Here is a 12703-nt window from a genome sequence, read left to right as displayed (position 1 = left end):
TCTGCGCTTCGCTCCGCCCGAGAATGACGAGAGTTAACGCCGACGGTTGCCGAACAGGCTGCCGGGTATACGCTGCGCTTGAGACATGCCTGAGAGGACACCGCCTTGAAACCCGACTTCCACGAAAAGCTCACCGAGTGGCGCCGACATCTGCATGCCAATCCGGAGCTCGGACGCTTTGAAAAGGCGACCAGCGCCTTCGTCCAGGAAAAGCTGACCGAACTGGGCGTTCCCTTCGTCTCGGATGTGGGTGGTTATGGGGTGGTGGCGACGCTGAAGCGCGGCACATCGGGTCGGTCCGTGGGCTTGCGCGCCGATATGGACGCCCTGCCGATCGCCGAGGCCAACGACCTGCCCTACAGATCGGGCACGCCGAACGTGATGCATGCCTGCGGCCATGACGGGCACACCACCGCGCTGCTGGGGGCAGTCGAGCTTCTTTCTAGGGATGAAAGCTGGAGCGGCACGATCCATTTCCTGTTCCAGCCGGCGGAGGAGGGGGCGGGTGGTGCGCAGGCGATGATTGCCGACGGGGTGCTCGAGCGTTTCCCGATGGAGCGCATCTTCGCCCTGCACAATTGGCCGGGGCTGGAAGCAGGCACGATCGCGGTGCATCGCGGGCCGGTGATGTCGGAGCCGGGCCGTTTCAGGATCACGCTCACGGGCACGGCCGGCCACGCCGCTTTGCCTGAGACGACGCGCGATCCGATCGTCGCCATGGGCCATCTCATCGTCGCGCTGCAGACGGTGGTCTCGCGCAATGTCGATCCGATGGAGTCGGCGGTGGTCTCGATCGGGCAGGTGCATGGCGGCTCGGCCTCGAACCAGATCCCGACCCATGTCTTTATCGAAGGCACCTTCCGGACCTTCATTCCGGCTGTGCGCGAACGGGTTCTGGCGCGGATCGGAGCGATTGCCCGCAACATCGCCGCGACCTTCGAGATGACGGCCGAGGTCGAGACAATGCATGGCGTCGCCACGGTCAACACCCCTGCGGAGGAGGAACTGGCGGCGGCTGCTGGTGAGGCCGCCGGCCTGCCCGTTCGGCGCGACCTGAAGGCCAGCACAACCGGCGAGGATTTCGCCTATTTCCTCGAGCGCCTGCCGGGTTGCTACATCTGGATCGGCAACGGGCCGGTCAGGGATGGCGGGGAACTGCACAACGACCGCTACGACTTCAACGACGAAATGCTTCCGGCAGCTGCCGGATGGCTTGCCGCCGTCGCCAAGCAGTCCTTGATGGCCAATGCGCCTGCGGAGACGGGGCCGGTCAGAACGGGCTGACCGGGAAGAACCTCAGATAGAGCCTGGCATAGGTGCCGTCGTCCCAGAGCGATTGCAGCGCGTAGTCCAGCGCGCGCTTGAGCGGGGCTTCGTCCTTGCGGATAAGGAAGCCGATGCCCTCACCGAAATAGCGGCTTTCGAGAAAGGGACCGCCGGTGAAGGCGAGTTCGCTGCCACTCGTGCCGGCTAGCAGCAGCGACAGCGCGACGCCGTCGGCGAAGACGAACTCGGCATCGCCGCTGCGCAAAGCCGTGATCGCGGCCGTGAGCGTGCCGGTCTCGCGGCGCTGGACGAAGGGCAGGAGCCGTTCGAGAAAGGCCTGATGCGCCGTGCCGCCGACTACAGCGATGCGCTTGCCCTGCAGGCTGCGCATGTCAAGCTCGCCCTGGGCGTTCCCGCGCGTGGTGGCAAGGCGGGCGGTGCTGCGGAAATAGAGATGGCTCGCGGCGAAGCGCGCGCGGATCTGCGGGGTCAGGTTGATCGCCGCCGCCAGCACATCGCCGCGACCCTCGGCCAGCGAATCCAGCAGCGTATCGAAGCGGCGGGCCTGCACCGTGCAAGTCCAGCCGAGTTTTTCGCAGGCGGCGCGGGCCAGTTCGACGGAGAAGCCGGTGAGCCCGCCATCGGGGCCGGCGAAGTGCAGCGGCGGGTAATCGTCGTCGGTGAGGAAGCGGATGACGCGGGCCGGACCGGGCTCGGGCCGGTCGAGCCGGATGCGCTGGTCCCAGAAGTTTGGGACGGTGACGCGCGATTGCGCCTGCACGGCTTGCGGGGCGAGGATTGCGAGCAGGACCCACAGAGCAGCTAGGCGGCGCGTCATGGCGGCATCTGGCGTCAGGGACGGCGCTGGATCAAGAGATTTTGTGGGGGGAACCCTCTCCCATAGGGAGAGGGCAGGGTGAGGGGTCGGCCGTTATCCGCGTCATACTCGGGCTTGACCCGAGCATCTCCGATCGAGATTCTCGGGTCTGCGCTTCGCTTGGCCCGAGAATGACGGGAGGTTGACTGGTCCAGGGGCCGACACCTCACCCCTGCCTCTCCTTACAGGAGAGGGGTTCCCGCGCCTGATCTCAAGCCGACAGAGTTGCAGCCGTCGCCTTCGCGCCCTTTTCGAGCAGCGTCGCCAGATGCGTCTCGACAGCCTGCGTGACGCGCTGCTCGCGCGGCAGATCGCTGCCGAAGATCGCCTCGATGCCGAGCAGGGACCGGCTCAGGGCCGCGGCGTTGCGGCCGGCCGCCTTCGCCTTTGTCGCGAACTCCGCCGCCAGCGGGTCGCGGACGTCGATCGTCGCGCCCTTTTCGTCGGTGCCGGTGACGTAACGCATCCAGGCGGCGACGCCGAGCGCGAGATGGTCGATCGGCGCGCCGGCCTTGAGCCGATCGCGGATCGTGCCGAGCAGGCGCTGCGGCAGCTTTTGCGAGCCGTCCATGGCGATCTGCCAGGTGCGGTGGCGGATCGCTGGATTGCGGAAGCGGGCGAGCAGCGCGTCCGCATAATCGGCGAGCACCACGCCTTGCGGGGCGGGAACGGTCGGGATGATCTCGGCCCAGAGTCCTCCAAGGAAACGGGCGAAGACCGGGTCGCCGCTGGCTTCGGCAACCGTCTCGTGGCCGGCGAGATAGCCGAGATAGGCCAGAGAGGAATGGGCGCCGTTGAGCATGCGGAGCTTCATGAACTCGAAGGGCGCGACCTCCGAGACCATCTGCGCGCCGACTTTATGCCAAGCTGGCCTTCCATCTGCAAAAACATCCTGGATCGCCCATTGCCGGAAGGGCTCGCCGATCACGGGAGCTGCGTCCTCCAGCCCGATCAGGCCGGCGACCTCGGCGACGTCGGCTTCGGTCGTGGCCGGCACGATCCGGTCGACCATTGTCGCGGGGAATGCGCCGTTCGCCTCGATCCACTGGCTGAGGCTGTCATCGCTCAGTGCCGCGAAATCGCTGATGAGGCCGCGCAGCACGCCGCCATTATGGGGAAGGTTGTCGCAGCTCAGCGCCGTGAAGGGCCCGAGGCCAGCGGCGCGGCGCGCCTTCAGTCCGGCGACGATGATGCCCACGGCCGAGCGCGGCGCATGGGGGTTGGCGAGGTCGTGGATGATGTCGGGATGGTCGGCCTTGAGCCGGCCGGTGGCGGGGTCGTGGCAGTAGCCTTTCTCGGTCACCGTCAGCGAGACGATCCGGGTTTCCGGTGCGGCAATGCGGGCGACCAGTGCTGCCGGGCTCTCAGGCGCGACAAGGACCTCGCCGACGCAGCCGATGATGCGCAGCTCCGGCCCCGAGGGGGCACGCTTCAGCAGGGTGTAGAGCCCGCCCTGCGGCTTCAGCCGGTCGCGCTGGTCGGGCCGCTGCAGGCTCGCGCCGGTGACGCCCCAGGCGCCGAAGCCGAGCTCCAGCGCGTCCTCGGTGTATTCGCAGAGATGGCCGCGAGAAAAGGCGCCGAGCCCCAGATGGACGATACCCGCTGTCAGGGAAGCGCGGTCATAGGCCGGGCGGCGAACGCCGGCCTTCAGGCCAGCGAGGTTTTCGACAGTCAGTCTCGTCAACGGAATACGCCCGGCAGCCAGAGGGAGAACGCCGGAACGTAGGTCACCAGCAGCAGCACCGCAACGCTGGCGCCGTAGAACGGCCAGATCGTCCGCATGCTCTCGCTGATCGAGACCTTGCCGATGGCGCAGGCGACGAACTGGACCGAGCCGACCGGCGGCGTGTTCAGGCCGATGCCGGCGTTGAGGATCAGGATGACGCCGAAATGAACCGGGTCGACGCCGATGGCCTTGACCACCGGCAGGAAGATCGGCGTGCAGATGATGATCATCGGCGCCATGTCCATGAAGGTGCCGAGCACCAGCAGGATGACGTTGATGAGCAGCAGGATCATCAACGGGTTGCTTGAGATCGACTGCATCAGTTCGATGGTCGCCTTGGGAACCTCGAGGAAGGCCATCAGCCAGCCGAAGGAACTCGCCGCGCCGATGACGAGCAGGACCATCGCCGTGGTGCGGACCGCGCCGAGCGTGGCGTGGATGAAGCCTTTCAGGTCGAGCTCGCGATAGACGAAGATCGTGACCAGCAGTGCGTAGATCACCGCGACGCAGGAGGACTCGGTCGCCGTGAAGACGCCCGAACGCACGCCGCCGAAGATGATGCCGATCAGGAGCAGCCCCGGCACCGCCACCACGAAGAGGCGCGCGACCGTCATGAAGCCGGGGAAGATGTCGGCGGGATAGCCGCGGTTCACCGCGACCGCCCAGGCCGCTATCATCAGCGCCAGGCACAGCATCAGCCCAGGCACCACGCCGGCGGTGAAGAGGTCCGCGATCGAGATCGTGCCGCCCGCCGCCAGCGAGTAGATGATCATGTTGTGCGAGGGCGGGATCAGCAGCGCGATGATGGCGGCGTTGGCCGTGACGTTCACCGCATAGTCGGCGGCATAGCCGCGCTTGACCATCTGCGGGATCATGATGCCGCCGACCGCGGAGGCATCCGCCACCGCCGAGCCTGAAATGCCGCCGAAGAGCGTGCAGGTGATAACGTTGACCTGGCCCAGGCCGCCGCGCAGATGCCCGACGAGCGAGGAGGCGAACTGGATCAGGCGGTCGGCGATGCCGCCGCGGATCATCAGGTCACCGGAATAGATGAAGAACGGGATCGCCAGCATGGCGAAGGCATTCATGCCCGTCGACATCTGCTGGAAGACGACGACCGGCGGAATGCCCATGTAGAGCACCGTCGCCATCGAGGAGAGGCCGAGGCAGAACGCCACCGGCACGCCCATCAGCAGGAGCACGGCGAAGGAGGTGAAGAGGATTGTGATGGCCATCGATCAGGCCTCCCCGCCAAGGCCATTGGCATTCAGCGGCATGGGCGCGAGGTCCTCGCCCGTGAAGAAGAGGAGCAGCTTCTCGATCGAGAACAGCGCGATCAGGCTGCCGCCGGCGATGATCGGGACATAGTCCCAGCCCTTGGAGATGCCGATCATCGGCAGCCGGTCGCTCCAGACCTTGGCGGCGAGCTCGGTGCCGTACCAGACCATGGCGAAGGCGAAGAGCGTGACCAGCGCCTCATTGGCGATGACGAGCGCGGCCTTCCACTTGCCGCGCGTGTAATGCAGCCCGACGTCGAAGCCCATATGGTCGAGCTCGCGGACGCCGACCGAGCCGCCGAGCAGGATGAACCAGAGCATCAGGAACAGCGAGGCCGGCTCGCCCCAGGTCGGGGTGGCGTTCAGGATGTAGCGCCCGAACACGGTCCAGGCGACGATCGCCGTCATCGCGATCAGGCCCAGGCCGGCCGCCAACAGGGCGAGCAGGCTGAGGCGCGCATTGATGCGCGAGAGCGTGCGGGCAAAACCGATCATGGACATGTCCTGAGGTTCGGGCGGAAACGAAAACGGGCGGCGGAGAAGGCCGCCGCCCGGCAACAGACGAGACGGATTACTTGACCGCCTGGATCTTCGCGACGAGGTCCTTCAGGGCCGCGTCGGTGACGAACTTGTCGTAGACCGGCTTCATCGCGTCGATGAAGGGCTGCTTCTCGATTGCGTTGACCACGGCGCCGCCGGCCTTGACCTTCGCTTCCGAGGCCTTCTCGCGGGCGTCCCAGAGTTCACGCATCTTGGCGACGGACTCCTTGGCAGCCGTCTTCATGATCTCCTGGTCTTCCTTGGAGAGCTTGTCGAAGCTGCGCTTGGACATGACCAGCACCTCGGGCGAGAGCGAATGCTCGGTCAGCGAATAGAACTTCGAGACCTCGTAGTGCTTGGTCGATTCGAAGGACGGCCAGTTGTTTTCGGCGCCGTCGATGACGCCGGTCTGCAGTGCGGAATACACCTCGCCGAAGGCCATCGGCGTGGCGTTGGCGCCGAGCGCAGAGACCAGCGCCACGAACATGTCGGACTGCTGGACGCGGATCTTCAGGCCCTTCATGTCGGCGGGCGTGTTGATCGGGCGCTTCGAATTGTAGAAGGAGCGCGAGCCGGAATCGTAGAAGGCGAGACCGACGAGATCGTGCTTCTCGAACTCCTTCAGGATGCCGTCGCCGATCGGGCCGTCCATGACGGTGCGCATGTGGGCGACCGAGCGGAAGATGAAGGGCAGCGAGGGCACGTTGGTCGCCGGGATCAGGTTGTTGAACGGCGCCATGTTGATGCGGTTCAGGTCGATCACGCCGAAGCGGGTCTGCTCGATCGTGTCCTTTTCGTTGCCGAGCTGGGCCGAGTGGAAGACGTTGATCTTGATGCGGCCCTTGGTCCGCTCCTCCAGCAGCTTGCTGATATGGCGGACGGCCTCGACCGTCGGATAGTCGGTCGGGTGGATGTCGGTCGAGCGCAGGGTGGTCTGGGCTTGCGCCTGACCGGCGACAGCGGCGACGAAGGCTGCGCCCGCGAGCGCGGACAGGTTGCGTCTGGTCAGCATGATGGTCTTCCTCCAGGTGGTTTGCGCCGGATTTTCCGGTCATTCTTGCCCCGTGATGGGAGCCCGGCCGGCACCCGCCGGCGGGCCTGTTCTCAGAGAAATTCCTCACGCATCGGCGTGAAGGAATCGACGAGCTGCCCGGCCTCGACCGCGGTGACACCGTGGACGAGGTTCGCGGGCACGAAGAAGGTGTCGCCGGTGATGAGCCGCTCGGTCTTGCCGTCGATGGTGACGTCGAAGACGCCGCTCTCGACATAGGACGCCTGGCGGTGCGGATGCCGATGGGCCTTGCCGACCGCGCCGGCCTCGAAGACGACGCGCACGATCATCAGGTCGCTGCCATAGGCCATGATCTTGCGTTTCACGCCGGGCTCTGTCGGATCCCAGGCGAAGTCGGAATCATGCTGGAAGAAGGAATCGAGATGGTCGGTCATCGTGCGAGCCAGCCTCCGTCGACGGGGATGATGGCGCCGTGCATGTAGGCTGCGGCGTCGCTTGCTAGGAACACCGCGGCGCCGCCGATGTCGGACGGCTTGCCCCAGCGCGCGGCCGGGATGCGGGCGAGGATGGCGCTGTTGCGGTCGGGGTCGGCGCGCAGCGCTTCGGTATTGTTGCTCTCGATGTAGCCGGGCGCGATGGCGTTCACATTGATGCCCCTGGCTGCCCATTCGCAGGCCAGCAGCTTTGTCAGCCCGGCGAGCCCGCTCTTGCTCGCCGTGTAGGAGGCGACGCGGATGCCGCCCTGGAAGGAAAGCAGCGAGGCGATGTTGACGATGCGCGCCCCGCGACCGGCCTCGACCGCGGATTTCGCGAAGGCCTGGGCCAGGAAGAAATTCGCCTTGAGGTTGACGTTCATCACCTCGTCCCAGTCGCTTTCGCTGAAATCGAGCGCGTCGGCCCGGCGGATGATGCCGGCATTGTTGACGAGGATGTCGAGCGGGCCGGCGAGGTCGGTTGCCGCGGCAACCACGCGCGCGGCGATGCCCTGTTCCTGAAGATCGACCTTGAGGGCGTGGCCGGTGCCGCCGACTTGGGCGACCAGTGCCAGCGTCTCGCTCATGTCGGAGCGCCCGGCCGCGACGACCGTGGCGCCGGCTTCAGCCAGCGCCAGCGCAATGCCCTGGCCGATGCCGGTATTGGCGCCGGTCACCAGGGCGGTTCGCCCCGTGAGGTCGAAGGGCGAGGTGCCCGCCATCAGCGCAGAGTGTCCACGGGCGCTGCGTCCATGTCGGTGAACTCGACATTGTCGCCGGCCATGGCCCAGACGAAGGCGTAGTTCGAGGTGCCGCAGCCGCAATGGATCGACCAGTTCGGCGCGATCACGGCCTGCTCGTTGGCGACGAGCAGGTGGCGGGTCTGCTGGGGCTCACCCATGAAATGGAAGACGCGGTGGGCCGGGTCGAGATCGAAATAGAGATAGGCTTCCATCCGCCGCGTATGGGTGTGGCAGGGCATCGAGTTCCAGACCGAACCCGGCTCCAGCGCGGTCATGCCCATGACGAGCTGGTTGGTGCCGGTCGTGTTCGGCATGACATATTGCCGGATGGTGCGCTTGTTGGAGGTCTCCGACGAGCCGAGATGGATCGTGTTCGCGGCGGCCTTGCGGATGAGCTGATGGGGCGCTTCGCGATGGGCTGGCGCGCTGGTCAGGTAGAACTTGGCCGGGTTGGCGGCGTCCGCGCTGGCGAAGGAGACATCCTTCGCGCCGAGGCCGACATAAAGCGCGTCGAGATTGGGAATGTCGAAGATTGTGCCGTCGACGGTGACAGTGCCGGCGCCGCCGATGTTGATGACGCCGAGCTCGCGCCGGGCCAGGAAGAACGGCGTCCCGGTGGGCGCGAACGGGTCGAGGGTCAGCGGCTTGGCCGCCGGTGTCGCACCGCCGACGATCATGCGGTCGTAATGGCTGTAGGTCAGCGTGACCTCGCCGGGCACGAAGATGCGCTCGATCAGGAAGTCCGCGCGCAGCGTGTCGGTGTCGTAGCCCTTGACGTCGCGCGGGTGCGAAGCCTGGCGTTCGTCGATCATCTTGGTGCCGGTCACAGGCGATAGGCCTCCTTGGCCAGTCGATAGGCGAGGTCATGGGCGACTTCCGCAGCCTCGTCCTCGTCGAGCCGGTGTTCGGCGACGAGCTTGGCGAGGTAGGTGCAGTCGCAGCGGCGGGCGACGTCGTGGCGCGCGGGGATCGAGAGATAGGCGCGGGTGTCGTCGTTGAAGCCGACGGTGTTGTAGAAGCCGGCGGTCTCGGTGGTCAGCTCGCGGAAGCGCAGCATCGCCTCGGGCGCGTCGAGGAACCACCAGCCGGGTCCGAGCTTCAGGGCAGGGTAGTGGCCTGCCAGCGGCGCGAGCTCGCGCGAATAGCTGGTCTCGTCGAGGGTGAAGGCGATGACGGTCAGGTTCGGCTCGTTGCCGACCGCGTCGAGCAGCGGCTTGAGCGCAGTCACGTAATCGGTCTGGCGCGGGATGTCGGCGCCCATGTCGCGCCCGAAATGCTCAAACAGTGAGGCATTGTGATTGCGCGAGGAGCCGGGATGGATCTGCAGGACGAGCCCGTCATCGAGGCTCATCTTGGCCATCTCGGTCAGCATCTGCCCGCGGAAGAGATCGGCCTCCTCGACCGAGACCTTGCCCTTGAGCACCTTGGCGAAAAGCTTCTCTGCCTCTGCCTTCGAGAGGTTGGCGGTGCGGGCGGTGGCGTGGCCGTGGTCGGAGGACGTCGCGCCGCGCTGACGGAAGTAGTCGCGACGCTGGCGGTGCGCGGCGAGATAGCCGGTCCAGCTCGCGACATCCTCGCCGGTGAGTTCGCCGAACTGCTCGAGATTGGCGGCGAAGCCCTCGAATTCGGGATCGACGACGCTATCGGGCCGGTAGGCGGTGACGACCTTGCCGGTCCAGCCCGAGGCCTTGATCATGTCGTGCCACTTCAGGTCGTCGAGCGCGCCCTCCGTGGTCGAGATCGCCTCGATCCTGAAGCGTTCGAACAGGGCGCGCGGGCGCAACTCCGGCTGCTCCAGCTTCTCGGCGATGCGGTCATAGATCTTGTCGGCATTCTGCGGCGAGAGGCGCTCGTTGATGCCGAAGACGTTCGACAGCGCGTGCTCGAACCAGAGCCGGGTCGGCGTGCCGCGGAACAGGTACCAATACTTGGCGAAGAGGCTCCAGACAGCGCGGGGATCGGTCTCGACCGGGGCGCCGTTCTTGCGGGGAATGCCGAGCTGTTCGAGCCGCACGCCCTGCGAATAGAGCATCCGGAAGATATAGTGGTCCGGCTTGACCAGCAGCGTCGCGGGATCGGAAAAGGCCTGGTCCTCGGCGAACCAGCGCGGATCGGTGTGGCCATGCGGCGAGATGATCGGCAGGTCGCGAATCGTGGCGTAGAGCCGGCGTGCGATGCCGCGCGTCACAGGGTCGGCGGGAAACAGGCGATCGTCGTGAAGCAACATCGGACCGGCACTCTTTGAAAGGCTTTTGGAAGGCTCTGCGACAAGCTCTCGGCAGCCGCCGGCGGACCATAGTCGCCGCCAGGTTGCGGGGTCAATATACTAATATACTAGTATGTCAAACAAGCCCATGCTATTCGCAAAAGGGCGCAGACGCCGGCTCACCAGGCAGCTTTCCGGCTTGGTGAAAAAGGTGCGGGGGCGGGAACAAGGCGAGGCGATGTCGCAGATCACGACCCCCCAGGATGCCAATGGCGACGGCCCGCGCCGCGAGCGTCGCCGCCAGCCACTGGGCGGCGTGCCGGCCGGCCGCTCGACCGCGGCCTCCATGGTGCAGGACGAGCTGAGGCGCGCCATCCTGGCGATGGAGATCACGCCCGGTGCCGCGCTGGTCGAGAAGGAGCTGACGGCGCGGTTCGGCACCAGCCGCACGCCGGTGCGCGAGGCCCTGATCCGGCTGAAGGAGGAAGGGCTCGTCGAGATATTCCCGCAGGCCGGCACCTTCGTCGCGCGGATCCCGACCGAGGCGATCCCCGAGGCCGTGTTCATCCGGCAGGCGCTGGAATGCGCGACGGTCGAACTTGTCGCGCGGATCGGCACGGAGCACGCGATCGCGAAGCTCGACGCCACGGTCGCACGCCAGCACGAGGCGCTGGAGGCGGGAGACCAGGAAGGCTTCCACCTCGCCGACGAAGCCTTCCACGAGAACCTCGCTGTCATCGCCGGCTATCCCGGCATCTGGAAGATCGCCCATGCCGCCAAGAGCCAGATCGACCGCTGCCGGCGCATGACGCTGCCGGTGCCCGGGCGGATGGCGATGGTGATCCGCGAGCATCTGTCGATCGTCGACGCGGTTCGACGGCATGACGGTCCGGCGGCCGAAGTCGCGATGCGCAAGCATCTCGGCACGCTGCTGCCCGACCTGCTGCGGCTGCAGGAGCAATATCCCGACTATTTCGTCTGAGGCGTTATTTCGTCCGAGACCTGCGCTTCGGCGCGGCGCTTGCTTGGCCGGGTGGTGCGGTGGAAGCCGGTGCGGGTTGCGCCGCACGGCCATGCCGTTTTCAGATCAGTCGTGGCACGGATCAGTGCCACGCTGTGCCATGCCTGACGAGGATGATTGCCGATGCCCGGTCCCGCCGATCTCAGTGCCGTCGAACTGCTCGACGCCTATCGTTCGAAAGCGCTCTCGCCGGTCGAGGTCACGGAGGCGGTGATCGCCCGGATCGAGCTCTGCGAGCCAAAGATCAAGGCGCTCTACGCCTATCAGCCGGAGGCCGCCCGGGCCGCGGCGAAAGCCTCCGAGGCGCGCTGGATGAAGGGCGAGGCGCTGCCGCTCGACGGCGTGCCCGGCACGATCAAGGAGAACATCGCGACGAAGGGCACGCCGATGCCGGTCGGCACCGCGGCGCGCGATCTCGTGCCGATGGCGGAGGATGCGCCCGTGGCAGCGCGGCTGCGCGAAGCCGGCTTCGTCCTGCTCGCAAAGACGACGATGCCCGATTACGGCATGCTTTCCTCGGGCGTGTCGAGCTTCCACGAGCTGGCGCGCAATCCCTGGGACCTGACGAAGAATCCGGGCGGTTCCTCGGCGGGTGCCGGCGCGGCAGGGGCCGCCGGCTACGGGCCTTTGCATGTCGGCACCGATATCGGCGGCTCGGTTCGTCTGCCGGCGGGCTGGTGCGGGCTGGTCGGCCTGAAGCCGAGCTTCGGCCGGGTGCCGATCGATCCGACCTATTATGGCCGTGTCGCGGGGCCGATGACCCGCACGGTGGCGGATGCAGCGCTGATGATGCGCGAACTCTCGAAGCCCGACGCCCGCGACGGCATGAGCCTGCCGCCGCAGCAGATCGACTGGCTGTCGCTCGACATCGACCTGACCGGCGTGCGGATCGGCTTGCAGCTCGATCCCGGCATCGGCATTCCCGTCGAGCCCGAGACCAAGGCTGCGATCGAGGCGGCGGCCAGGGCCTTCTCGGCGGCAGGCGCGATCGTCGAGGAGGCGCCGGCCTTCATGACGCGGCAGATGCTCGACGGGCTCGACGATTTCTGGCGCCAGCGCGCCTGGGCCGAGATCGGTGCGCTGTCGACGGAAAAGCAGGGCAAGGTGCTGTCCTATATCTTCGCATGGGCGAATGTCGGCGAGTCGCTGTCGGGCCTGCGGGTTTATCACGGCATGAGCCAGATGCTGGCGATCAAGGACGCGGCTCTGAAACAGAGCGCGCCCTTCGATTTCGTGCTGTCGCCGGTCGCGCCGGTGCCGAGCTTCCCGGCCGACTACGCCTCGCCGCTGGACGATCCGCGCCAGCCCTTCGAGCATATCGTCTTCACGCTGCCCGCCAACATGTCGGACCAGCCCTCGATCTCGGTCCATGCCGGGCTGACGGCGGGCGGTTTGCCGATCGGCCTGCAGATCACCGGCCGGCGCTTCGACGATCTCGGCGTGCTGCGGATGGCGCGGGCGTGGGAGGTGCTGCGCGGCGGCGAGGTGCCGTGGCCGCTGCCGCCGCGATAGGACGCGAACTCATAACGAGCGGCAGCTAACGACCCGTTGCGGACATTCTC

Annotated in this window: 12 protein-coding genes; 3 read left to right on the top strand and 9 right to left on the bottom strand. The window is 66.7% G+C overall.

Annotated elements, in window-relative coordinates; genetic code table 11:
- The first annotated feature begins 105 nt into the window (after nt 1–105).
- Complete coding sequence (locus AC1DYU_RS20815) at nt 106–1284, top strand: amidohydrolase (RefSeq protein WP_476793278.1); 1179 nt, start codon at nt 106–108, stop codon at nt 1282–1284.
- Here the strand turns inward: AC1DYU_RS20815 and AC1DYU_RS20810 are convergent.
- From AC1DYU_RS20810 to uxaC, 9 genes are all read right to left on the bottom strand, one after another.
- The gene (locus AC1DYU_RS20810) at nt 1271–2104 is read right to left on the bottom strand and encodes a transporter substrate-binding domain-containing protein (RefSeq protein ID WP_476793277.1); all 834 of its coding nucleotides are present in this window, start codon (nt 2102–2104) and stop codon (nt 1271–1273) included. The two genes, AC1DYU_RS20815 and AC1DYU_RS20810, sit on opposite strands and share 14 nt — an antisense overlap.
- A 250-nt stretch (nt 2105–2354) precedes the next feature.
- Entirely contained in the window at nt 2355–3827 is a 1473-nt protein-coding gene (locus AC1DYU_RS20805) for a mannitol dehydrogenase family protein (RefSeq protein WP_476793276.1), read from the bottom strand.
- Complete coding sequence (locus tag AC1DYU_RS20800) at nt 3824–5104, bottom strand: TRAP transporter large permease (protein WP_476793275.1); 1281 nt, start codon at nt 5102–5104, stop codon at nt 3824–3826. Before AC1DYU_RS20800 ends, AC1DYU_RS20805 begins: the two co-directional genes overlap by 4 nt.
- A 3-nt stretch (nt 5105–5107) precedes the next feature.
- Nucleotides 5108–5641 (bottom strand): TRAP transporter small permease, encoded by a 534-nt coding sequence (locus tag AC1DYU_RS20795; protein WP_476793274.1) that lies wholly within the window; start codon nt 5639–5641, stop codon nt 5108–5110.
- A 76-nt stretch (nt 5642–5717) separates the two neighbouring features.
- Nucleotides 5718–6698 (bottom strand): TRAP transporter substrate-binding protein, encoded by a 981-nt coding sequence (locus AC1DYU_RS20790; protein WP_476793273.1) that lies wholly within the window; start codon nt 6696–6698, stop codon nt 5718–5720.
- Nucleotides 6699–6790: 92 nt separating this feature from the next.
- Nucleotides 6791–7132 carry a cupin domain-containing protein gene (locus tag AC1DYU_RS20785; RefSeq protein ID WP_158483336.1) on the bottom strand — a complete coding sequence of 114 codons (342 nt, stop codon included), beginning with the start codon at nt 7130–7132 and terminating at the stop codon, nt 6791–6793.
- Nucleotides 7129–7893, bottom strand: a complete 765-nt coding sequence (kduD, locus tag AC1DYU_RS20780; protein WP_158483334.1) for a 2-dehydro-3-deoxy-D-gluconate 5-dehydrogenase KduD — start codon at nt 7891–7893, stop codon at nt 7129–7131. Before kduD ends, AC1DYU_RS20785 begins: the two co-directional genes overlap by 4 nt.
- Nucleotides 7893–8726: a 5-dehydro-4-deoxy-D-glucuronate isomerase gene (gene kduI, locus AC1DYU_RS20775; protein WP_476793367.1), complete on the bottom strand. Its 834-nt coding sequence runs from the start codon at nt 8724–8726 to the stop codon at nt 7893–7895. Before kduI ends, kduD begins: the two co-directional genes overlap by 1 nt.
- An 11-nt stretch (nt 8727–8737) precedes the next feature.
- Nucleotides 8738–10141 (bottom strand): glucuronate isomerase, encoded by a 1404-nt coding sequence (uxaC, locus tag AC1DYU_RS20770; protein ID WP_476793272.1) that lies wholly within the window; start codon nt 10139–10141, stop codon nt 8738–8740.
- 217 nt (nt 10142–10358) lie between these two features.
- Between uxaC and AC1DYU_RS20765 the strand changes: the two genes are divergently transcribed.
- Together AC1DYU_RS20765 and AC1DYU_RS20760 are read left to right on the top strand one after the other, a co-directional pair.
- Nucleotides 10359–11102: a GntR family transcriptional regulator gene (locus AC1DYU_RS20765; protein ID WP_476793271.1), complete on the top strand. Its 744-nt coding sequence runs from the start codon at nt 10359–10361 to the stop codon at nt 11100–11102.
- Between the two features lie 162 nt (nt 11103–11264).
- Nucleotides 11265–12653 carry an amidase gene (locus AC1DYU_RS20760; protein WP_476793270.1) on the top strand — a complete coding sequence of 463 codons (1389 nt, stop codon included), beginning with the start codon at nt 11265–11267 and terminating at the stop codon, nt 12651–12653.
- Nucleotides 12654–12703: the final 50 nt, after the last annotated feature.

The organism is Allobosea sp. P2_B12 (assembly GCF_056404835.1).
Note: the sequence above shows the minus strand (reverse complement) of the source record. Positions and strands in the feature narration are given on the sequence as shown.

What these genes read in the sequence shown, in the direction of transcription:
- AC1DYU_RS20810 (WP_476793277.1), bottom strand. Translation starts at nt 2,104, where the DNA reads ATGACGCGCCGCCTAGCTGCTCTGTGGGTCCTGCTCGCAATCCTCGCC.
- AC1DYU_RS20800 (WP_476793275.1), bottom strand. Translation starts at nt 5,104, where the DNA reads ATGGCCATCACAATCCTCTTCACCTCCTTCGCCGTGCTCCTGCTGATG.
- AC1DYU_RS20795 (WP_476793274.1), bottom strand. Translation starts at nt 5,641, where the DNA reads ATGATCGGTTTTGCCCGCACGCTCTCGCGCATCAATGCGCGCCTCAGC.
- AC1DYU_RS20790 (WP_476793273.1), bottom strand. Translation starts at nt 6,698, where the DNA reads ATGCTGACCAGACGCAACCTGTCCGCGCTCGCGGGCGCAGCCTTCGTC.
- AC1DYU_RS20785 (WP_158483336.1), bottom strand. Translation starts at nt 7,132, where the DNA reads ATGACCGACCATCTCGATTCCTTCTTCCAGCATGATTCCGACTTCGCC.
- kduD (WP_158483334.1), bottom strand. Translation starts at nt 7,893, where the DNA reads ATGGCGGGCACCTCGCCCTTCGACCTCACGGGGCGAACCGCCCTGGTG.
- kduI (WP_476793367.1), bottom strand. Translation starts at nt 8,726, where the DNA reads ATGATCGACGAACGCCAGGCTTCGCACCCGCGCGACGTCAAGGGCTAC.
- uxaC (WP_476793272.1), bottom strand. Translation starts at nt 10,141, where the DNA reads ATGTTGCTTCACGACGATCGCCTGTTTCCCGCCGACCCTGTGACGCGC.
- AC1DYU_RS20765 (WP_476793271.1), top strand. Translation starts at nt 10,359, where the DNA reads ATGTCGCAGATCACGACCCCCCAGGATGCCAATGGCGACGGCCCGCGC.
- AC1DYU_RS20760 (WP_476793270.1), top strand. Translation starts at nt 11,265, where the DNA reads ATGCCCGGTCCCGCCGATCTCAGTGCCGTCGAACTGCTCGACGCCTAT.